Raw genomic sequence first — 13,060 nt, 5'->3', positions numbered from 1 at the left:
CTATGAGGATTGTCCAAGATCGTTTAATGAAATGATAAAAATGGAGAGGATAAAGTGTGTCGGTATTAAGAAATTTTGAATATTATAAAGAAGAAATAGAATTAGCACTGATTCAAAATGCTGGTGTAGAAATTGAGCTTTATTCCATTGTAGCAAGTATGATAAGAGAATCACCAAATACATCTCCATTATCTATACGAGATGTATCTGCAAGGAGAAAAAGTGATATTTCAATGAAGTTTTATGGGCAAGCAGGTTTCCCGGATTTTGTTGTATTGGCAAGAGAAAAGGACAGTAATGCGAAGCTATATGGATGTATTGAAGTAAAAATGCCAACAGTTTCACTTGATGGAAATGATGAACAGTTAAATGGACATATTCAATCGTTTAAAAAGGTTCTTTATACAAATGGAATCAGATGGATATTTTTTGAGAATGATATAAAAAATGTTCTTTTTGATATTGAACTTGGAGATATAAATAAGAGTCAAATTCTTTGGAAATCACAGAAATATTGGGATGATTTATTACGATGTATATATCAAATCAAATGGGATTTATAAAAGATAGTAGAAATAAAAAACGCCAATATAAAAAAGCAATGATTTTTTGTCATTGCTTTTCTATCATTTTGAGTATTTCATCTTTTAAGACTTGGACCATGTCTTCTTGTTTGACTTTTTTTATAACTTCACCTTTTTTAATCAATAAACCTTCTTTAACACCACCGGCAATACCAATATCAGCATGTTTTGCTTCACCAGGGCCATTGACTGCACATCCCATGATGGCGACTGTGATATCAGCATGGATAGTATTCAAGAAATCTTCAATCTCATTTGCGACTGGAATCAAATCATATTGAATACGACCACAAGTTGGACATGATACCAAAGTTGGAACATGATCAATCAGTTCTAATTCCTTTAATAATGTTTTAGCAACTTTGATTTCTTCTACAGGATCAGCACTTAAAGAGACACGAATGGTATTACCAATACCCTGATATAACAATGTACCAATACCTAAACTTGATTTGATCGTTCCACCAAGCTTTGTGCCAGCTTCTGTAACACCAATATGTAAAGGACAATCAAAAGTTTGACTGGCAAGAGTATAAGCTTCGATGGTTAATAAAGTATTGGATGATTTTAAAGAAATGGCATAGTCATGAAAATCTAATGACTCTAAAATATCAACATGTTTTTTGGCACTTTCAATCATCCCTTGTGCCGTTGGTTTTCCATATTTTTCTAAAATATCTTTTTCTAAAGAACCACCATTGACACCAATACGAATAGGAATATGATGTTGTTTGCAGGCTTCTACAACAGCTTTAACCTTATCCATAGAACCAATATTACCAGGATTGATACGAATTTTATCAATACCATTTTCAATTGCCAGTAAAGCCAAACGATAGTCGAAATGAATATCAGCAATTAAAGGAATATGAATCTGTTTTTTGATATCAGCAATTGCTGATGCATCCTCTTTATCAAAAATCGCCACTCTTACCATTTCACAACCTGCTTTTTCCAACTCATGAATCTGTTTGACAGTTGCTTCTACATCTTTTGTTTTGGTATTGCACATAGATTGAATAATGACATGATTATTGCCACCCATTGTTAAATGTCCAATTTGAAATGATCTTGTTTCTGTTCTTAACATAATCTAACCTCGTTTCTGTTTTTATTATACACGAAGTTATTCAAAAAATAAATCTATTCCCTATTTTCTATTGAGAGTGATTTTATCATATATTATAGTTATCGAAAATCAATAAACAATATTTTCCTTTTTTCGACCGTTATGCTATACTAACCAAAGGAGGGAGAGGAAATTTATGATCAAGTATGAAGATATACTTTTTTTTCGTAATCAGCATATTGTTGATGAATTGTATCAAAAACTGAAAACAGACAATGATAACGAAGAATTAGAAAAAGCATATCAACAGATATCAACAAATAATCAGACACAGTTACATACATTTTTATATCAGTATCGTCAGATTATGACTAAAATCTATAGTGTATGGAATGTAATCAGTTGGCTATTATTTGCAATCTTATTTATTGTATCAGGATCAATGATCTGTGCAACAGGGGTTGCTTATCTGTTTTTCGCAATTGATTTTTTTAATGCGATTTATCAGTTGATTAGTGAAATAGGAGTAAGTTTGTTGGAGGGGCTCTTTCGTGTTCCAACAGAAACAATCACTTATTTTCAACAAGTTTCACCGATATTTTTATGTATTGTAGGATTAACATTTCTTTTTATTGTGTTATTTACGACTTTATATATAATCAGTTTATTTAAAAAAGATTATCAAAAACAAACATCAATACAAATGAGTCTTGATGATTGTTATCACAGTTTACAGTGTTGTCAAGATGATCCTTGGGATTATATTCGTCAATCTTTTGAAAAAAGAATACATACTAGACGAAACCATCATTTTTTTGAACGCTATTATTATGCCTATATCAAAATTGCTCAAAATCATGAACTTGTAGAAGGGACTGTTCAAGATTTAACAAAAAAAGAACAAATCATTTTATACATTCGTACTTTTACAAATAGTATTAAAAATATTTTTGGTGCATTTTCAATGCCTATCTATATATCAACAGCTCTTTTGATTTCTTATTATAGAAATTTTCAGGCTGTGAGTGCATTAAGATTAAAAAATATTTTAGAATATATACCTTTGGGAGATTGGATTTATAGTCTTTTAGATTTTTGTTATGGAATTGTCAGTCATTTTCCATTATTTTATTATTTAGAAATCTTAGATTTAGAATTCGTAAAAGTCATTTCTTTTTGTATTTGTTTAACAATTGTATGGGGTCTTTATACAATTATAAAGACACGTATCAGTGAAATCAAAAGACAATATTTACGTCATCAACAATTCTATTTGAAAAAACATCAAGGGTTATATGCATCAAATGAGAAGTTCCCTAAAGTTTATCAATATAGTGTACAATGGACTGTTTTTGTTGTATTTGTATGTATAGCTATAGGATTATGGCAGGCTTTCTTGGCATCTTTTCCATATGATGTAGAAGCAGTTTTTGCGATGATGAAACAAAGACAAGTTGTCTTAGATCAAATGCAGCCTTATGTTGAAGAAAAAAATCATATTTTAGGGAATTGGGAACAACGTCTTTCACCTGAATATATAGCAGTTGATTCTTTGACGGATATGGAAAAAACAGGAACTTATAATAACCCTTATTTAAGAATTTATACATATTATGCACAAGAGGATGCTACAAAAGCTTTTGAAGATCAAAAAGACTGTTATGATCATTATAAGAAGAAAGAAAATCAATTACAATTAGCCTATTCATCAAAGGGATTTATGATTGTAGATCATGGAATTGTAATGAAAATGTCAAACGCTTCTTCATTGTTACAACAGACATTATCACAAGAAGATATCACAACAATGATTAAACAAATAGGATATACGATTGAATAGAAGTAAACATATCATCATATATGTCGATGGTTTTTTATTGATGATTATATTGATTTTAGGGATTTTTTATTCTTTGAATATACTTCTATTTCAAGAAGAAAAAGCAGTGGAAACACTGCTTTAATTATTCATAGAAATAGTATAAAAAGAGCATATAATTCAACGAGAAAGCCTAAAAAACGTCCAATTTGAGTGCTCTTAAGATAGCCAAATTTTTGATAGGTTTCAGGTGTACAAAAGGGAAATAGAATGAGTGTCATACCTAGACATAACATACCACATCCTGTCGTTATGTTTTTTTGAAATGGTAAAAGAGATAAAGCACTTGTTAATAAAAGGAGAATAGATAAGATAATACCAAGATAAAACCATTTCAGTTGTTTTTGGATTTTGTTTAAAGCTTCAGTATGTGCCAATTGACATGTTTGTGAGCAATAGGCTTGAGTTTTTGTCTGGTCTAAAAAATATCGAGCTTCTTTTCCACAATAAGAACATTTGACATGCTGATTGATGATTGGTATGTGTGAATCTTTTGTATCTGTAAGTTCAGATAAACTGATTTGGAACAATTCAGCAAGTTCAATAAGATTTTTCATTGAGGGTTCACTTTGGTTTGTTTCCCATTTTGAAACAGCTTGTCTACTAACACCTAATCTTTCAGCAACATATTCTTGAGATAATTTCATTTGCTGTCTCTTCTTTTTTATATTTTGACCTAATGACATTTGATAAACCACCTTTCATTGTATAATCATTATATCAAATGATATTCAAAAGACCACCAACTCTTTGTCAACTATCAGTTGCTTTATAAAAAAAGCACTTTATTACAAAGTGCTTGACATATCTAGGATAATTTTTTCAAATTCATTTAAAATTGTTTCAAAATAATGGAAAGCATCATCGTATAATTGATCTTCTAAAGGATTGACTAAAGCATCTTTTAAAAGGTCAACAGGATCTTTGCTGCCACCTGATTTTAAGAAGTTGAGATAAGCTTCTTTTTGTTTTTCATCACCATTTAATAAACGTGAGACAATGGCTAAAGCAACAGTCATTCCTAAAGTATATTTATAAACATAATAGTTATAATAGAAATGAGGAATATAATAACAAGAATAACCTACATATTCATCCATTGTTATTTCTGGTCCATAATATTCAGCGTTTTTAGTATAATACAAATCTGTAATCATTTGTGATGACATTGGTTTTCCTTCTTTAGCCCATGTGTGTAAAATATGCTCAAAGTCAGCATACATAGGTTGTCTGAAAATAAGACCAACACAATTTTCTAGGAGTTCATATAAGAAATAGGCTTTTTCTTTTTCACTTGAAGCATGATCTAACATGTAGTTAATGAGCAATGTTTCATTGACTGTTGAAGCAACTTCAGCGACAAAAATACGATAATCACAATTCACTGGTGACTGGTGATGACAAGATAAATAACTATGGGCACTGTGACCTAATTCATGAATCATCGTTGAAAGTGAATTATAATCACCAATAAAATTCATAAGAATATATGGATTTGTATCATAGCAGCCACTTGAATAGGCACCAATACGTTTACCAGCATGTGGATAATAATCAATCCATCTTTCTTCTCTGGCTTTTTTGATGATGTTGACATAATCTTCACCAAAGATTTGAACAACATCTAAAATAATATCAAAACATTCATCAATTGTGTATTTTTTTGTCTGGTATTGAACCAAAGGAATATTCAAATCATAATTATACATCGTATCAAGATTTAAAATCTTCTTTTTTAAAGCGTTATAACGATGAAATAATGGACGATATTGTACATTTGCTTTTTCTAAAATTTTAAAGAATAAAGATGTTGGTACATTATCATCAAAAAGACTGGCTTCCAATGGTCCTTCAAAGTTTTTCACATCAGCATAAAATGCATCTTTTTTCATAACACCAGATAATGTTGCAGCATAAACATTTTCAAATTTCTTATATTCTTTAAAGAAGTTATGATACGCTTCTTTTCTGACTTTAGGATCTTTGTTTTTAAGAAATTCTGTTAGGGTTGCACTGTTTAAGACTTTTTCTTTTCCATCTACATGAACAGGGTCATAATCTAATCTTAAAGCATCAAACACTTGAGAAGAAATATCAGAAATAGAAGATGTTTTAGAAATAATAGTTTCTAATTCCTGTGATAAGACATGCTTTTTTTGTCTTAAAACTTCCTGTAAACTATAACGATAATCTTCTAATTTTTCATCTTCAAGATATTGAGCAACTTTATCACTGTTTTCAATCATCATAACAGTATAGAAATCTAAAGATGAAGTCACTTGATCATAGAATGAAAGAATGGCGGCATACATTGTTTGATATTCCTGGTTATTAGGTTCAACATCACAATGTAAATGCGCAAAACAATGTAATTTTTGAATATAACGAGATAACATTGTTTCATCTTGATGAAACTTTAAGAATTGATCATCATTTTCTAAAAAAGAATCTTTTTGTTGAAGCAAAGATGATAATAAATCTTTTGCTTTTTCTAAATCTGTATAAAATTCCTGTTTATTTGCATAGATACGAGATAAATCCCATGTATCCTCAATTGCAATACTTTTACGTTCCATATGTTCCTCCTTTTTGCATATACACATGATAATCCTATGACTAACGAAAGTCAAATTGATATATCAAAATAAAAGATTTCTTCAAATGTCTTATCTAATGCAATACATAAAATTAATGCCAGTTTAGCAGTAGGATTAAATTGTCCATTTTCAATAGATGAGATTGTCTGTCTTGATACACCAACCATATTGGCCAATTCCATTTGTGAGAGTCCTTTTTCATTTCTTGCTTTTCTTAAATGATTTTTAAGTACTAATTTTTCATTCATATTAAACGCCAACCATGATAGATATATATTGATAACCATTGATAAGACAAAGAACAATCAAACCAAGCCCACATATGAAATAGAATTTATTTTTATCATACCAACCACGCATACTCAATGACAATCCAGCTATAGGCATAATCAAGATATAAATGGTATAAAAGACTGTTGGAACTTCCTGAAATTCAAAAGAAAAGAACATCAATGTGAGAGCAACAGTTACAAGAAAAGACATACCTTTCAATAACGCTTTTCTTTGGCATTGAACTTGTCTTTCATCTTTTTCATGACGATATAAATCAAGAATTTTATTTTTATCCATATGTTTCACCTACCAAATCAATAACCACAGATAACTTACAGAAAACATCAAGAAAACAAGGAAGAAAAGGCCTATATATAAGTATTTCGATATACGTAAATAATAGAAATAAGCAAGAAAGTATGCTGCAAGAAACGTCAATAACAGGGTTGTTGAGGTATAAAAGATTTCCTGCTGGAATGGGGTTATAAAAGAGAACAACATCATTGCAAAACACAAAATGATAAAAACAGTCATTAATATAGGAAGTGTTTTTTGATCAAGAAAAAAGTCATATTCTTTATTCATTGTTTTTTGATTCTTTTTTAAAATATCTTCTTTATGCATTATATCACCTCATGTCAAGTTTTCTTTACACTTTTATTATAGGATGATAAAAAATGTATGTCAAGAAAACTTGACATACAAGATAAATAAAAAACTCTATCTCATTAAGCGATAGAGTTCACTAATTTTGCTAATTTAGATTTTTGTCTGCTAGCATAGTTTTTATGATGAATTCCTTTGCTGACAGAAGCATCTAATTTAGATGCAGCTACATTGTATGCAGCAATTGCAGCTTCTTTATTTCCAGCTTCAACTTCAGCTTTTACGTTTTTAATTGCTGTTTTTAAAGCACTTTTATAAGAATTGTTGATTAAACGTTTTTTGTTGTCATTTTTATAACGTTTGATTTGTTGTTTCATGTTTGCCATTATCTTTCACCTCACTTTGACTTTTGCCATGTTATTCTACCAAAAATAGATGATAAATGCAATGTTTTATTGATAATTGATTATATTTTTTTAATTTTGGTAATGCTTATAATGGTGAGAATATGAATAAATATTATACACGTAGCGATTTAGCCATAGAATCATTGGCTTATGCAACACGAGAGAAAGATTATAAACATCATCAAAAACAAGATGGAGATATTTCTATTGAAACATTTGAAATATTACAGACCAGTCCTCTTTATCCTCATGATATAGGCAAATATATTGAAATCAGTTTTCCTGATTATCAGGATTTTGAAAAAATTTCACAACATTTTCAAAAGCAGTTATCTCTCCTTATTAAAGAGAAGGTCAAGAAAATAGATCCGCTTATCTTATGGATAGGATTGGGAAATCCCACTCTCACAAGTGATGCGATTGGACCGAGAACATTGAATCAGATTCGTGCCACGCATCATTATTCTATCGAAGAAAGACATCGTCATCAGTATTATGATACGATGTGTATTGCCCCAGGGGTAATGGCACATACGGGTATGGAAACAGCCGATTTGTTGTTGGCATTGGTACAGGAATTTCAGCCTGATCTGGTTATCGCTATTGATGCATTGTGTGCACAAAGTTATGAAAAGATCTGTCGTGTAATTCAAATGAATAATGTGGGTATATATCCAGGAAGTGGGATTGGCAATCATCGTAAAAATATAAGTGAAGCAACAATGGGTGTTCCTGTTTTGGCTATTGGTGTACCAACAGTCATTCATGTTTCTAGTTTAGTGAGTGATGTTTATAATCTGTTGGAGGGTTATTTTAAAGAATCTTTAGATCCTTCAACAGCCTTAAAGGTAGGAAAACGTAAGCGTTATGAAGGACGATTGAATGAAGTACAAAGACGTTTGATATTAGGAGAAATTGGACAGTTAAGTGAACAAAAGCGTATCCAATTATTAAATGAAGTTTTAAATCCCATTGAAAATCAATTTGTTATGAGTGATAAACAGATTGATTTTGATATTGAAATGTTATCTAAATTATTATCAACAAGTATTAATAGTATAACTTATTAAGAAATTCTTTTATGAATTTCTTTTTTATGTACTAAAAATAACTTTTTTTGCATATAGTTCATTGTATAGTTAGAGGAGGGAAGGTTTTATGAATAAAAATATAAAAATTATTTTCAAAATAGTTGTGGTGATTGTGATTTTATTCAATCTTCCTTTTCAAAGCATTTATAGTGAAAGTGTTGAAAATGTTGTGTCTTCATTAACAACAACCAATGTGAAAAAGCAGCTTAATGGAAAATCAATTTATATTTATAATACGCATCAAGGTGAAGAGTATGCAACAAAGTCAGTGAAAGAAGGGAGTCGTTATTTAATGCAATTGTTAGAAAACAGAGGTTATGAAGTCGATTATGAAACAACGGATTTTGAATTGTATAAAACCAAAAATCATATTGATTATGCCAAATCATATAGTGTTTCACAAAAGTATTTAACACAGGCAGTTGAAAAACATGGAAAGTATGATTTGGTTATTGATTTTCATAGGGATTCTATTAAAAAGAACTTATCAACAATTACTGTGGATCATAAAAATTATGCAAAATTAATGTTTGTTGTGGGAAAGGGAAGTTCTCATTACAGTGCAGTCAATAAACGTTGTGAAAAACTGGCTGATATGTTGAATGAAAAGATTCCTAAAATATGTCGAGGTGTTTATCTTAAACAAAGTCATTATAATCAAGGTGTTACTGATAATATGGTGTTAATAGAAGTTGGAGCAAATGAAAACACATATGAAGAAGTTCAAAATTCTTTGAATATTTTAGCAATGGTTTTAGATGAATATTTAAGTGCATGAAACAGTTTTGGATTGATTTATGCTGTGTATTGCTTCTTATATGTGTGATGAGCTTATTCTTTGGTGATCATCAGGTATCTAGAACTTTGTTTGAAAGACAGATTGATCAGTTTGAAGAAGATGTATCTTCAAGAAAAGAAATTCAGTCAGTCATTACTTTACAGGATACATCAGATAATCGTGTGGGGACAATGATGGAAACATTGAGTCAATGGTGTGTCAATATTATTGAATTTATCGCAAAAATATTTTCTGATTTTATTAGTCTGTTTATTTCATGAAAAAATGTCGGTATGTTAAACACATCGACATCTTTTTTATTGAAAGATAGAATTACCTACAAATTCAGCGAGAATTGAAGTTTGTGGTACACTCACTTTGGCTTCTACAAAGTAATCTAGCAGTTTACAAAGACGATTAGCTTCAATGTATTCTTTAGATTCTGGGGATACTTGTAATAATAACTTTTGAGCAATTGGTTTTAAGACAGCGAGCTCATATACCATAGATGTATTAAAAATAGCATCAGCTTCTTCCTGATAAGGATAAATATATTTGTCTTCTCCATTTTTTACATTTTTCCAACGACGGATTGTTTCTGTAGCATCAGCATTTCTAAACTGATAGTCACGGACAATACGACGAATCAGGCGATAATCCGATGTTGGAATACGATTATGATTATCATAATTTAAATGAGTTAAAGCATTGATATATATTCTCATTTTCGCATTTTCAGGTATATAGTAAGAAGTACGTGGATTTAATCCATGAATACCTTCAATGATAAGAATTTGACGATCAGATAATACAGTAGGATGTTTATCATATTCTCTGAAACCTGTTTGAAAATGATAACGAGGTAAATAAACAGGTTTATGATGAATCAGATGAAGCATGGTTTCATTGAAACATTTTAAGTCCACAGCTTCAATATTTTCAAAATCATAACTGCCATCAGGAAGCTTAGGAGTTTGTGTACGATTCAAATAAAAATCATCCATAGAAATTGTGATAGGGCTCATCCCTAATATTTTTAAATGAATACCTAAACGCTTAGAAAAAGTTGTCTTGCCTGCAGAACTAGGTCCTGCAATTAAAATCATTTTGAGATGCTCTTTTTCTTTGACTATATATGTTGCTAATTCTGCTAATTTCTTTTCAATCATCGCTTCTGACATTAACATTAGTTCATTGATTTGACCTTTGACAATTTTTTCATTCATCTTTGCGACAGTAGGAACATCTATTAACTCACCCCATTCTTCATATTCTTTCATAATCTGGAAAAGTTTATAGTGTTGAAAAGTGATATCATAACGTCCTAAACGTAATCCTGGCGCAAAGAACTGTAGAGAAATCTGTTTGAGATATGAAGCATCAGGAAGCATAAAACCATAAAAATAATCATAAATGCCTTCCATTTCATAAATACTGCATGTGTCTTTTGAACGATATTGTAATAAATGAGCTTTATCTTCATGATGATTTTGTTTAAAAAAGTCAATAGCCTGATTTTGTGGCATGACATGACGTGTTATTTTGGAGTGTTTTTGAATCAAATCTAACATTCTTTGTTTGATTTGATCAACATCCTGTGGTGTCAGACTTTCCTTTTTTTGAATAGAGCAGTATAGTCCATCCTGAAACGTAAATTCAACATGAATCACAGCATCTTTAAATAATTGTTTTGTCGCCACAATAAAAACAAATGTGAGTGTTCTTTCATAGATTTGTTTACCAATGATGCTTTGTTCATCGACCCATTCAATAGTCGCATCATTTTCAATAATATGATTGAGTTCGTATAATTTCCCATTCACTATACCAGCATAAATCTGCTGGTCTGGAAAATACTTTTTCGTAATTGTTTCTAAACTTGTAGGCTGATTGATTTCAATTTTATGTTGATGAATAGTCAGTAACATATTAACACTTCCTCTATCAAATATCTTACCATGTTTTCACAATGATTGATATGTATAATATCATAAAAATATATGGAATTGATGCAAGGAATACAAGAAAAGCATTAATGATAAAACATGCTTTGTAAGCATGATAAATATTTATTATAGGTATTAGACATTGTAAATAAAGACATTATATAATAAGTATGAAAAGAGGAGGAAATACAATGGAAATAGGACAACAAATCAAGAAATATCGTGATCAACTACATTTATCACAGGAACAGTTAGCTGATAAAATTTACGTCACACGACAGACAATTTCAAATTGGGAAAAGAGGCACAAATATGCCGGACATAAGTATTTTGATTAATTTGGCTGAGTTCTATAATGTGGGTATCCCTGAAATTATTGATGGAGAAAGGAAGGGTGAGAAAATGAATGAAGAAGTCAAAGAAACAGTATTAAAGTTATCGAATTATGCGGAAACAATAAATCAAAAAATAAAGATAAAATTATTTTGGTTAACGATTGCTGCTTTGTTAGGAATGATAGCGTTTTTAGTAATTGAAACATTAGGTTTGAATACACCAGACAGTTTATACGAATATATAGCAAGTGCAGGGCTGGGTTTGGACTTTGGTATGTTAATTGTGATTGCAATGTACTTGTCGGGTGTTCTTGGAAAGATAAAAGCAAGACGAATGAAGCTTAAGAATATTCACTAGATATAAAAGTTTGATAATTAAGATGCGGATTCATTTTTTTATCTTGAATATAAATGTTTATTTGTATATTTTTTAGCTCATTTATGATGAAATTATTGGTAATCATATGTTTATGATTAAAAAAAGAAGATAGTCTAAGAAGTCACGGGGTTTCCCAAAACGAATAAGTTTTACGGGAAATCTCTTTTTTTGTTTTCTCTTATGCTGGTTTAAAATCACGGGAAATTCTATAATGGTATTATCAGGATATATCTTCTGAAATCTATAGAAAGAAAAAAAGATGAAACCCTCCCGACCAAAGTTGAGTCTCATCTTGTCCTAACGACAATATGATAATATTAAAAACCAGCAGAAAAATCAATACCATTAATCAAAAAAATTATTCCAATGTTATCTTTTCACTGGATTTGTCTCTTCTGTCATGTCCAAAATGCTCTCATAGAGGCTTGTCTGTTCATGGCTACTATAAAAGAAACTTCAAGGACAGCTCCATCAACATCCAGAGAGTCATATGCCCTCATTGCGGCAAAACTCATGCGCTGCTTCTTTTTCCCATGATTCCTTTCCTATCTGCTGTCTCCTTCGATGATATTGTTTCCATTCTTTCTGATTCAACAGATCATCTTATTATCGAACTGTCTCACATATACTATTTCATCGTTAAGCTTGGCAACTGCCCAATAGATGAACTGCTCATCTATAAGAAATTTTCCAGAAAACTGTATTTCTCTTTTCAAACCACATGACCTTTATGTCTTTCTGCTTCCATTTCCTCTATCATGAAGATGTAGAAAAAGAAAGGACGGGATGTTTTATGAAATTACAGATTCTATTGGCTTTGGATGGTGATGACGATGTGTGATAATACCACGACCATGTCCAGCTGCATCATTTCCCAGAATGATTTCCTTGTTTTCTTCAATATCGAGGACAAGGATATCGAAACATTCGATATCCATCATCAAAAGGATGGTATCTATATTGATGTGACACTGAAGAAGAAGCCCCACCAGTGTCCTGTCTGCCTCAACATGACAGACAGAGTCAAGGACTATAGTGTCAAGCATATCAACCATTCCATACTGACAAACAAGAAATGCATCATCAATTACAGAGCTCGCAGATATAGATGTCCAA

At 30.7% G+C, this 13,060-nt stretch carries 17 protein-coding genes; 9 read left to right on the top strand and 8 right to left on the bottom strand.

What is annotated here, in order from left to right:
* Nucleotides 1-56: 56 nt before the first annotated feature.
* Nucleotides 57-563: a hypothetical protein gene (locus B5E87_RS08860; protein ID WP_087244569.1), complete on the top strand. Its 507-nt coding sequence runs from the start codon at nt 57-59 to the stop codon at nt 561-563.
* A gap of 49 nt (nt 564-612) precedes the next feature.
* Here B5E87_RS08860 and ispG read toward each other — a convergent pair whose 3' ends face one another.
* Nucleotides 613-1,674 carry a flavodoxin-dependent (E)-4-hydroxy-3-methylbut-2-enyl-diphosphate synthase gene (gene ispG, locus B5E87_RS08855; protein WP_087244568.1) on the bottom strand — a complete coding sequence of 354 codons (1,062 nt, stop codon included), beginning with the start codon at nt 1,672-1,674 and terminating at the stop codon, nt 613-615.
* Between the two features lie 175 nt (nt 1,675-1,849).
* Between ispG and B5E87_RS08850 the strand changes: the two genes are divergently transcribed.
* Entirely contained in the window at nt 1,850-3,493 is a 1,644-nt protein-coding gene (locus B5E87_RS08850) for a hypothetical protein (RefSeq protein ID WP_087244567.1), read from the top strand.
* A 128-nt stretch (nt 3,494-3,621) separates the two neighbouring features.
* Here B5E87_RS08850 and B5E87_RS15260 read toward each other — a convergent pair whose 3' ends face one another.
* From B5E87_RS15260 to rpsT, 6 genes are all read right to left on the bottom strand, one after another.
* Nucleotides 3,622-4,218: a helix-turn-helix domain-containing protein gene (locus B5E87_RS15260; RefSeq protein WP_206080708.1), complete on the bottom strand. Its 597-nt coding sequence runs from the start codon at nt 4,216-4,218 to the stop codon at nt 3,622-3,624.
* A 102-nt stretch (nt 4,219-4,320) separates the two neighbouring features.
* Complete coding sequence (gene pepF / locus B5E87_RS08840; protein WP_087244566.1) at nt 4,321-6,108, bottom strand: oligoendopeptidase F; 1,788 nt, start codon at nt 6,106-6,108, stop codon at nt 4,321-4,323.
* A gap of 50 nt (nt 6,109-6,158) precedes the next feature.
* The gene (locus B5E87_RS08835) at nt 6,159-6,377 is read right to left on the bottom strand and encodes a helix-turn-helix transcriptional regulator (RefSeq protein ID WP_087244565.1); all 219 of its coding nucleotides are present in this window, start codon (nt 6,375-6,377) and stop codon (nt 6,159-6,161) included.
* Between the two features lies 1 nt (nt 6,378).
* Entirely contained in the window at nt 6,379-6,699 is a 321-nt protein-coding gene (locus B5E87_RS08830) for a DUF6442 family protein (protein WP_087244564.1), read from the bottom strand.
* A 9-nt stretch (nt 6,700-6,708) separates the two neighbouring features.
* A complete protein-coding gene (locus tag B5E87_RS15700) occupies nt 6,709-7,026 on the bottom strand; it encodes a DUF6442 family protein (RefSeq protein ID WP_087244563.1) in 318 nt (105 codons plus the stop codon).
* Between the two features lie 104 nt (nt 7,027-7,130).
* Nucleotides 7,131-7,394, bottom strand: a complete 264-nt coding sequence (rpsT, locus tag B5E87_RS08820; protein ID WP_087244562.1) for a 30S ribosomal protein S20 — start codon at nt 7,392-7,394, stop codon at nt 7,131-7,133.
* 122 nt (nt 7,395-7,516) lie between these two features.
* Between rpsT and gpr the strand changes: the two genes are divergently transcribed.
* From gpr to B5E87_RS08805, 3 genes are all read left to right on the top strand, one after another.
* Nucleotides 7,517-8,485, top strand: a complete 969-nt coding sequence (gene gpr / locus B5E87_RS08815; RefSeq protein ID WP_087244561.1) for a GPR endopeptidase — start codon at nt 7,517-7,519, stop codon at nt 8,483-8,485.
* Nucleotides 8,486-8,573: 88 nt separating this feature from the next.
* Nucleotides 8,574-9,284 carry a stage II sporulation protein P gene (spoIIP, locus tag B5E87_RS08810; protein ID WP_087244560.1) on the top strand — a complete coding sequence of 237 codons (711 nt, stop codon included), beginning with the start codon at nt 8,574-8,576 and terminating at the stop codon, nt 9,282-9,284.
* Nucleotides 9,281-9,565, top strand: a complete 285-nt coding sequence (locus B5E87_RS08805; RefSeq protein WP_087244559.1) for a hypothetical protein — start codon at nt 9,281-9,283, stop codon at nt 9,563-9,565. The genes spoIIP and B5E87_RS08805 overlap by 4 nt, the downstream gene beginning before the upstream one ends.
* 36 nt (nt 9,566-9,601) lie before the next feature.
* Here the strand turns inward: B5E87_RS08805 and B5E87_RS08800 are convergent, their stop codons facing one another.
* Nucleotides 9,602-11,212, bottom strand: coding sequence for a nucleoside kinase (locus B5E87_RS08800; protein WP_087244558.1), 1,611 nt, complete (start codon nt 11,210-11,212; stop codon nt 9,602-9,604).
* Nucleotides 11,213-11,421: 209 nt separating this feature from the next.
* Between B5E87_RS08800 and B5E87_RS08795 the strand changes: the two genes are divergently transcribed.
* From B5E87_RS08795 to B5E87_RS15640, 4 genes are all read left to right on the top strand, one after another.
* The gene (locus tag B5E87_RS08795) at nt 11,422-11,568 is read left to right on the top strand and encodes a helix-turn-helix transcriptional regulator (RefSeq protein WP_087298223.1); all 147 of its coding nucleotides are present in this window, start codon (nt 11,422-11,424) and stop codon (nt 11,566-11,568) included.
* Nucleotides 11,543-11,923, top strand: a complete 381-nt coding sequence (locus B5E87_RS08790; RefSeq protein WP_087244556.1) for a hypothetical protein — start codon at nt 11,543-11,545, stop codon at nt 11,921-11,923. Before B5E87_RS08795 ends, B5E87_RS08790 begins: the two co-directional genes overlap by 26 nt.
* A gap of 329 nt (nt 11,924-12,252) precedes the next feature.
* Nucleotides 12,253-12,669 (top strand): DUF6431 domain-containing protein, encoded by a 417-nt coding sequence (locus B5E87_RS15695; RefSeq protein WP_353477938.1) that lies wholly within the window; start codon nt 12,253-12,255, stop codon nt 12,667-12,669.
* A 96-nt stretch (nt 12,670-12,765) separates the two neighbouring features.
* Nucleotides 12,766-13,060 (top strand): transposase family protein (locus B5E87_RS15640; protein ID WP_143746892.1); only part of this gene is annotated, 295 nt, incomplete at its 3' end.

The sequence above is a fragment of the Massilimicrobiota sp. An142 genome (assembly GCF_002160725.1).
In the GTDB taxonomy this organism is placed as follows: domain Bacteria; phylum Bacillota_I; class Bacilli_A; order Erysipelotrichales; family Coprobacillaceae; genus Allocoprobacillus; species Allocoprobacillus merdigallinarum.
The sequence above is the reverse complement of the archived record's forward strand: the minus strand, read 5'-3'. Positions and strand labels throughout refer to the sequence as shown.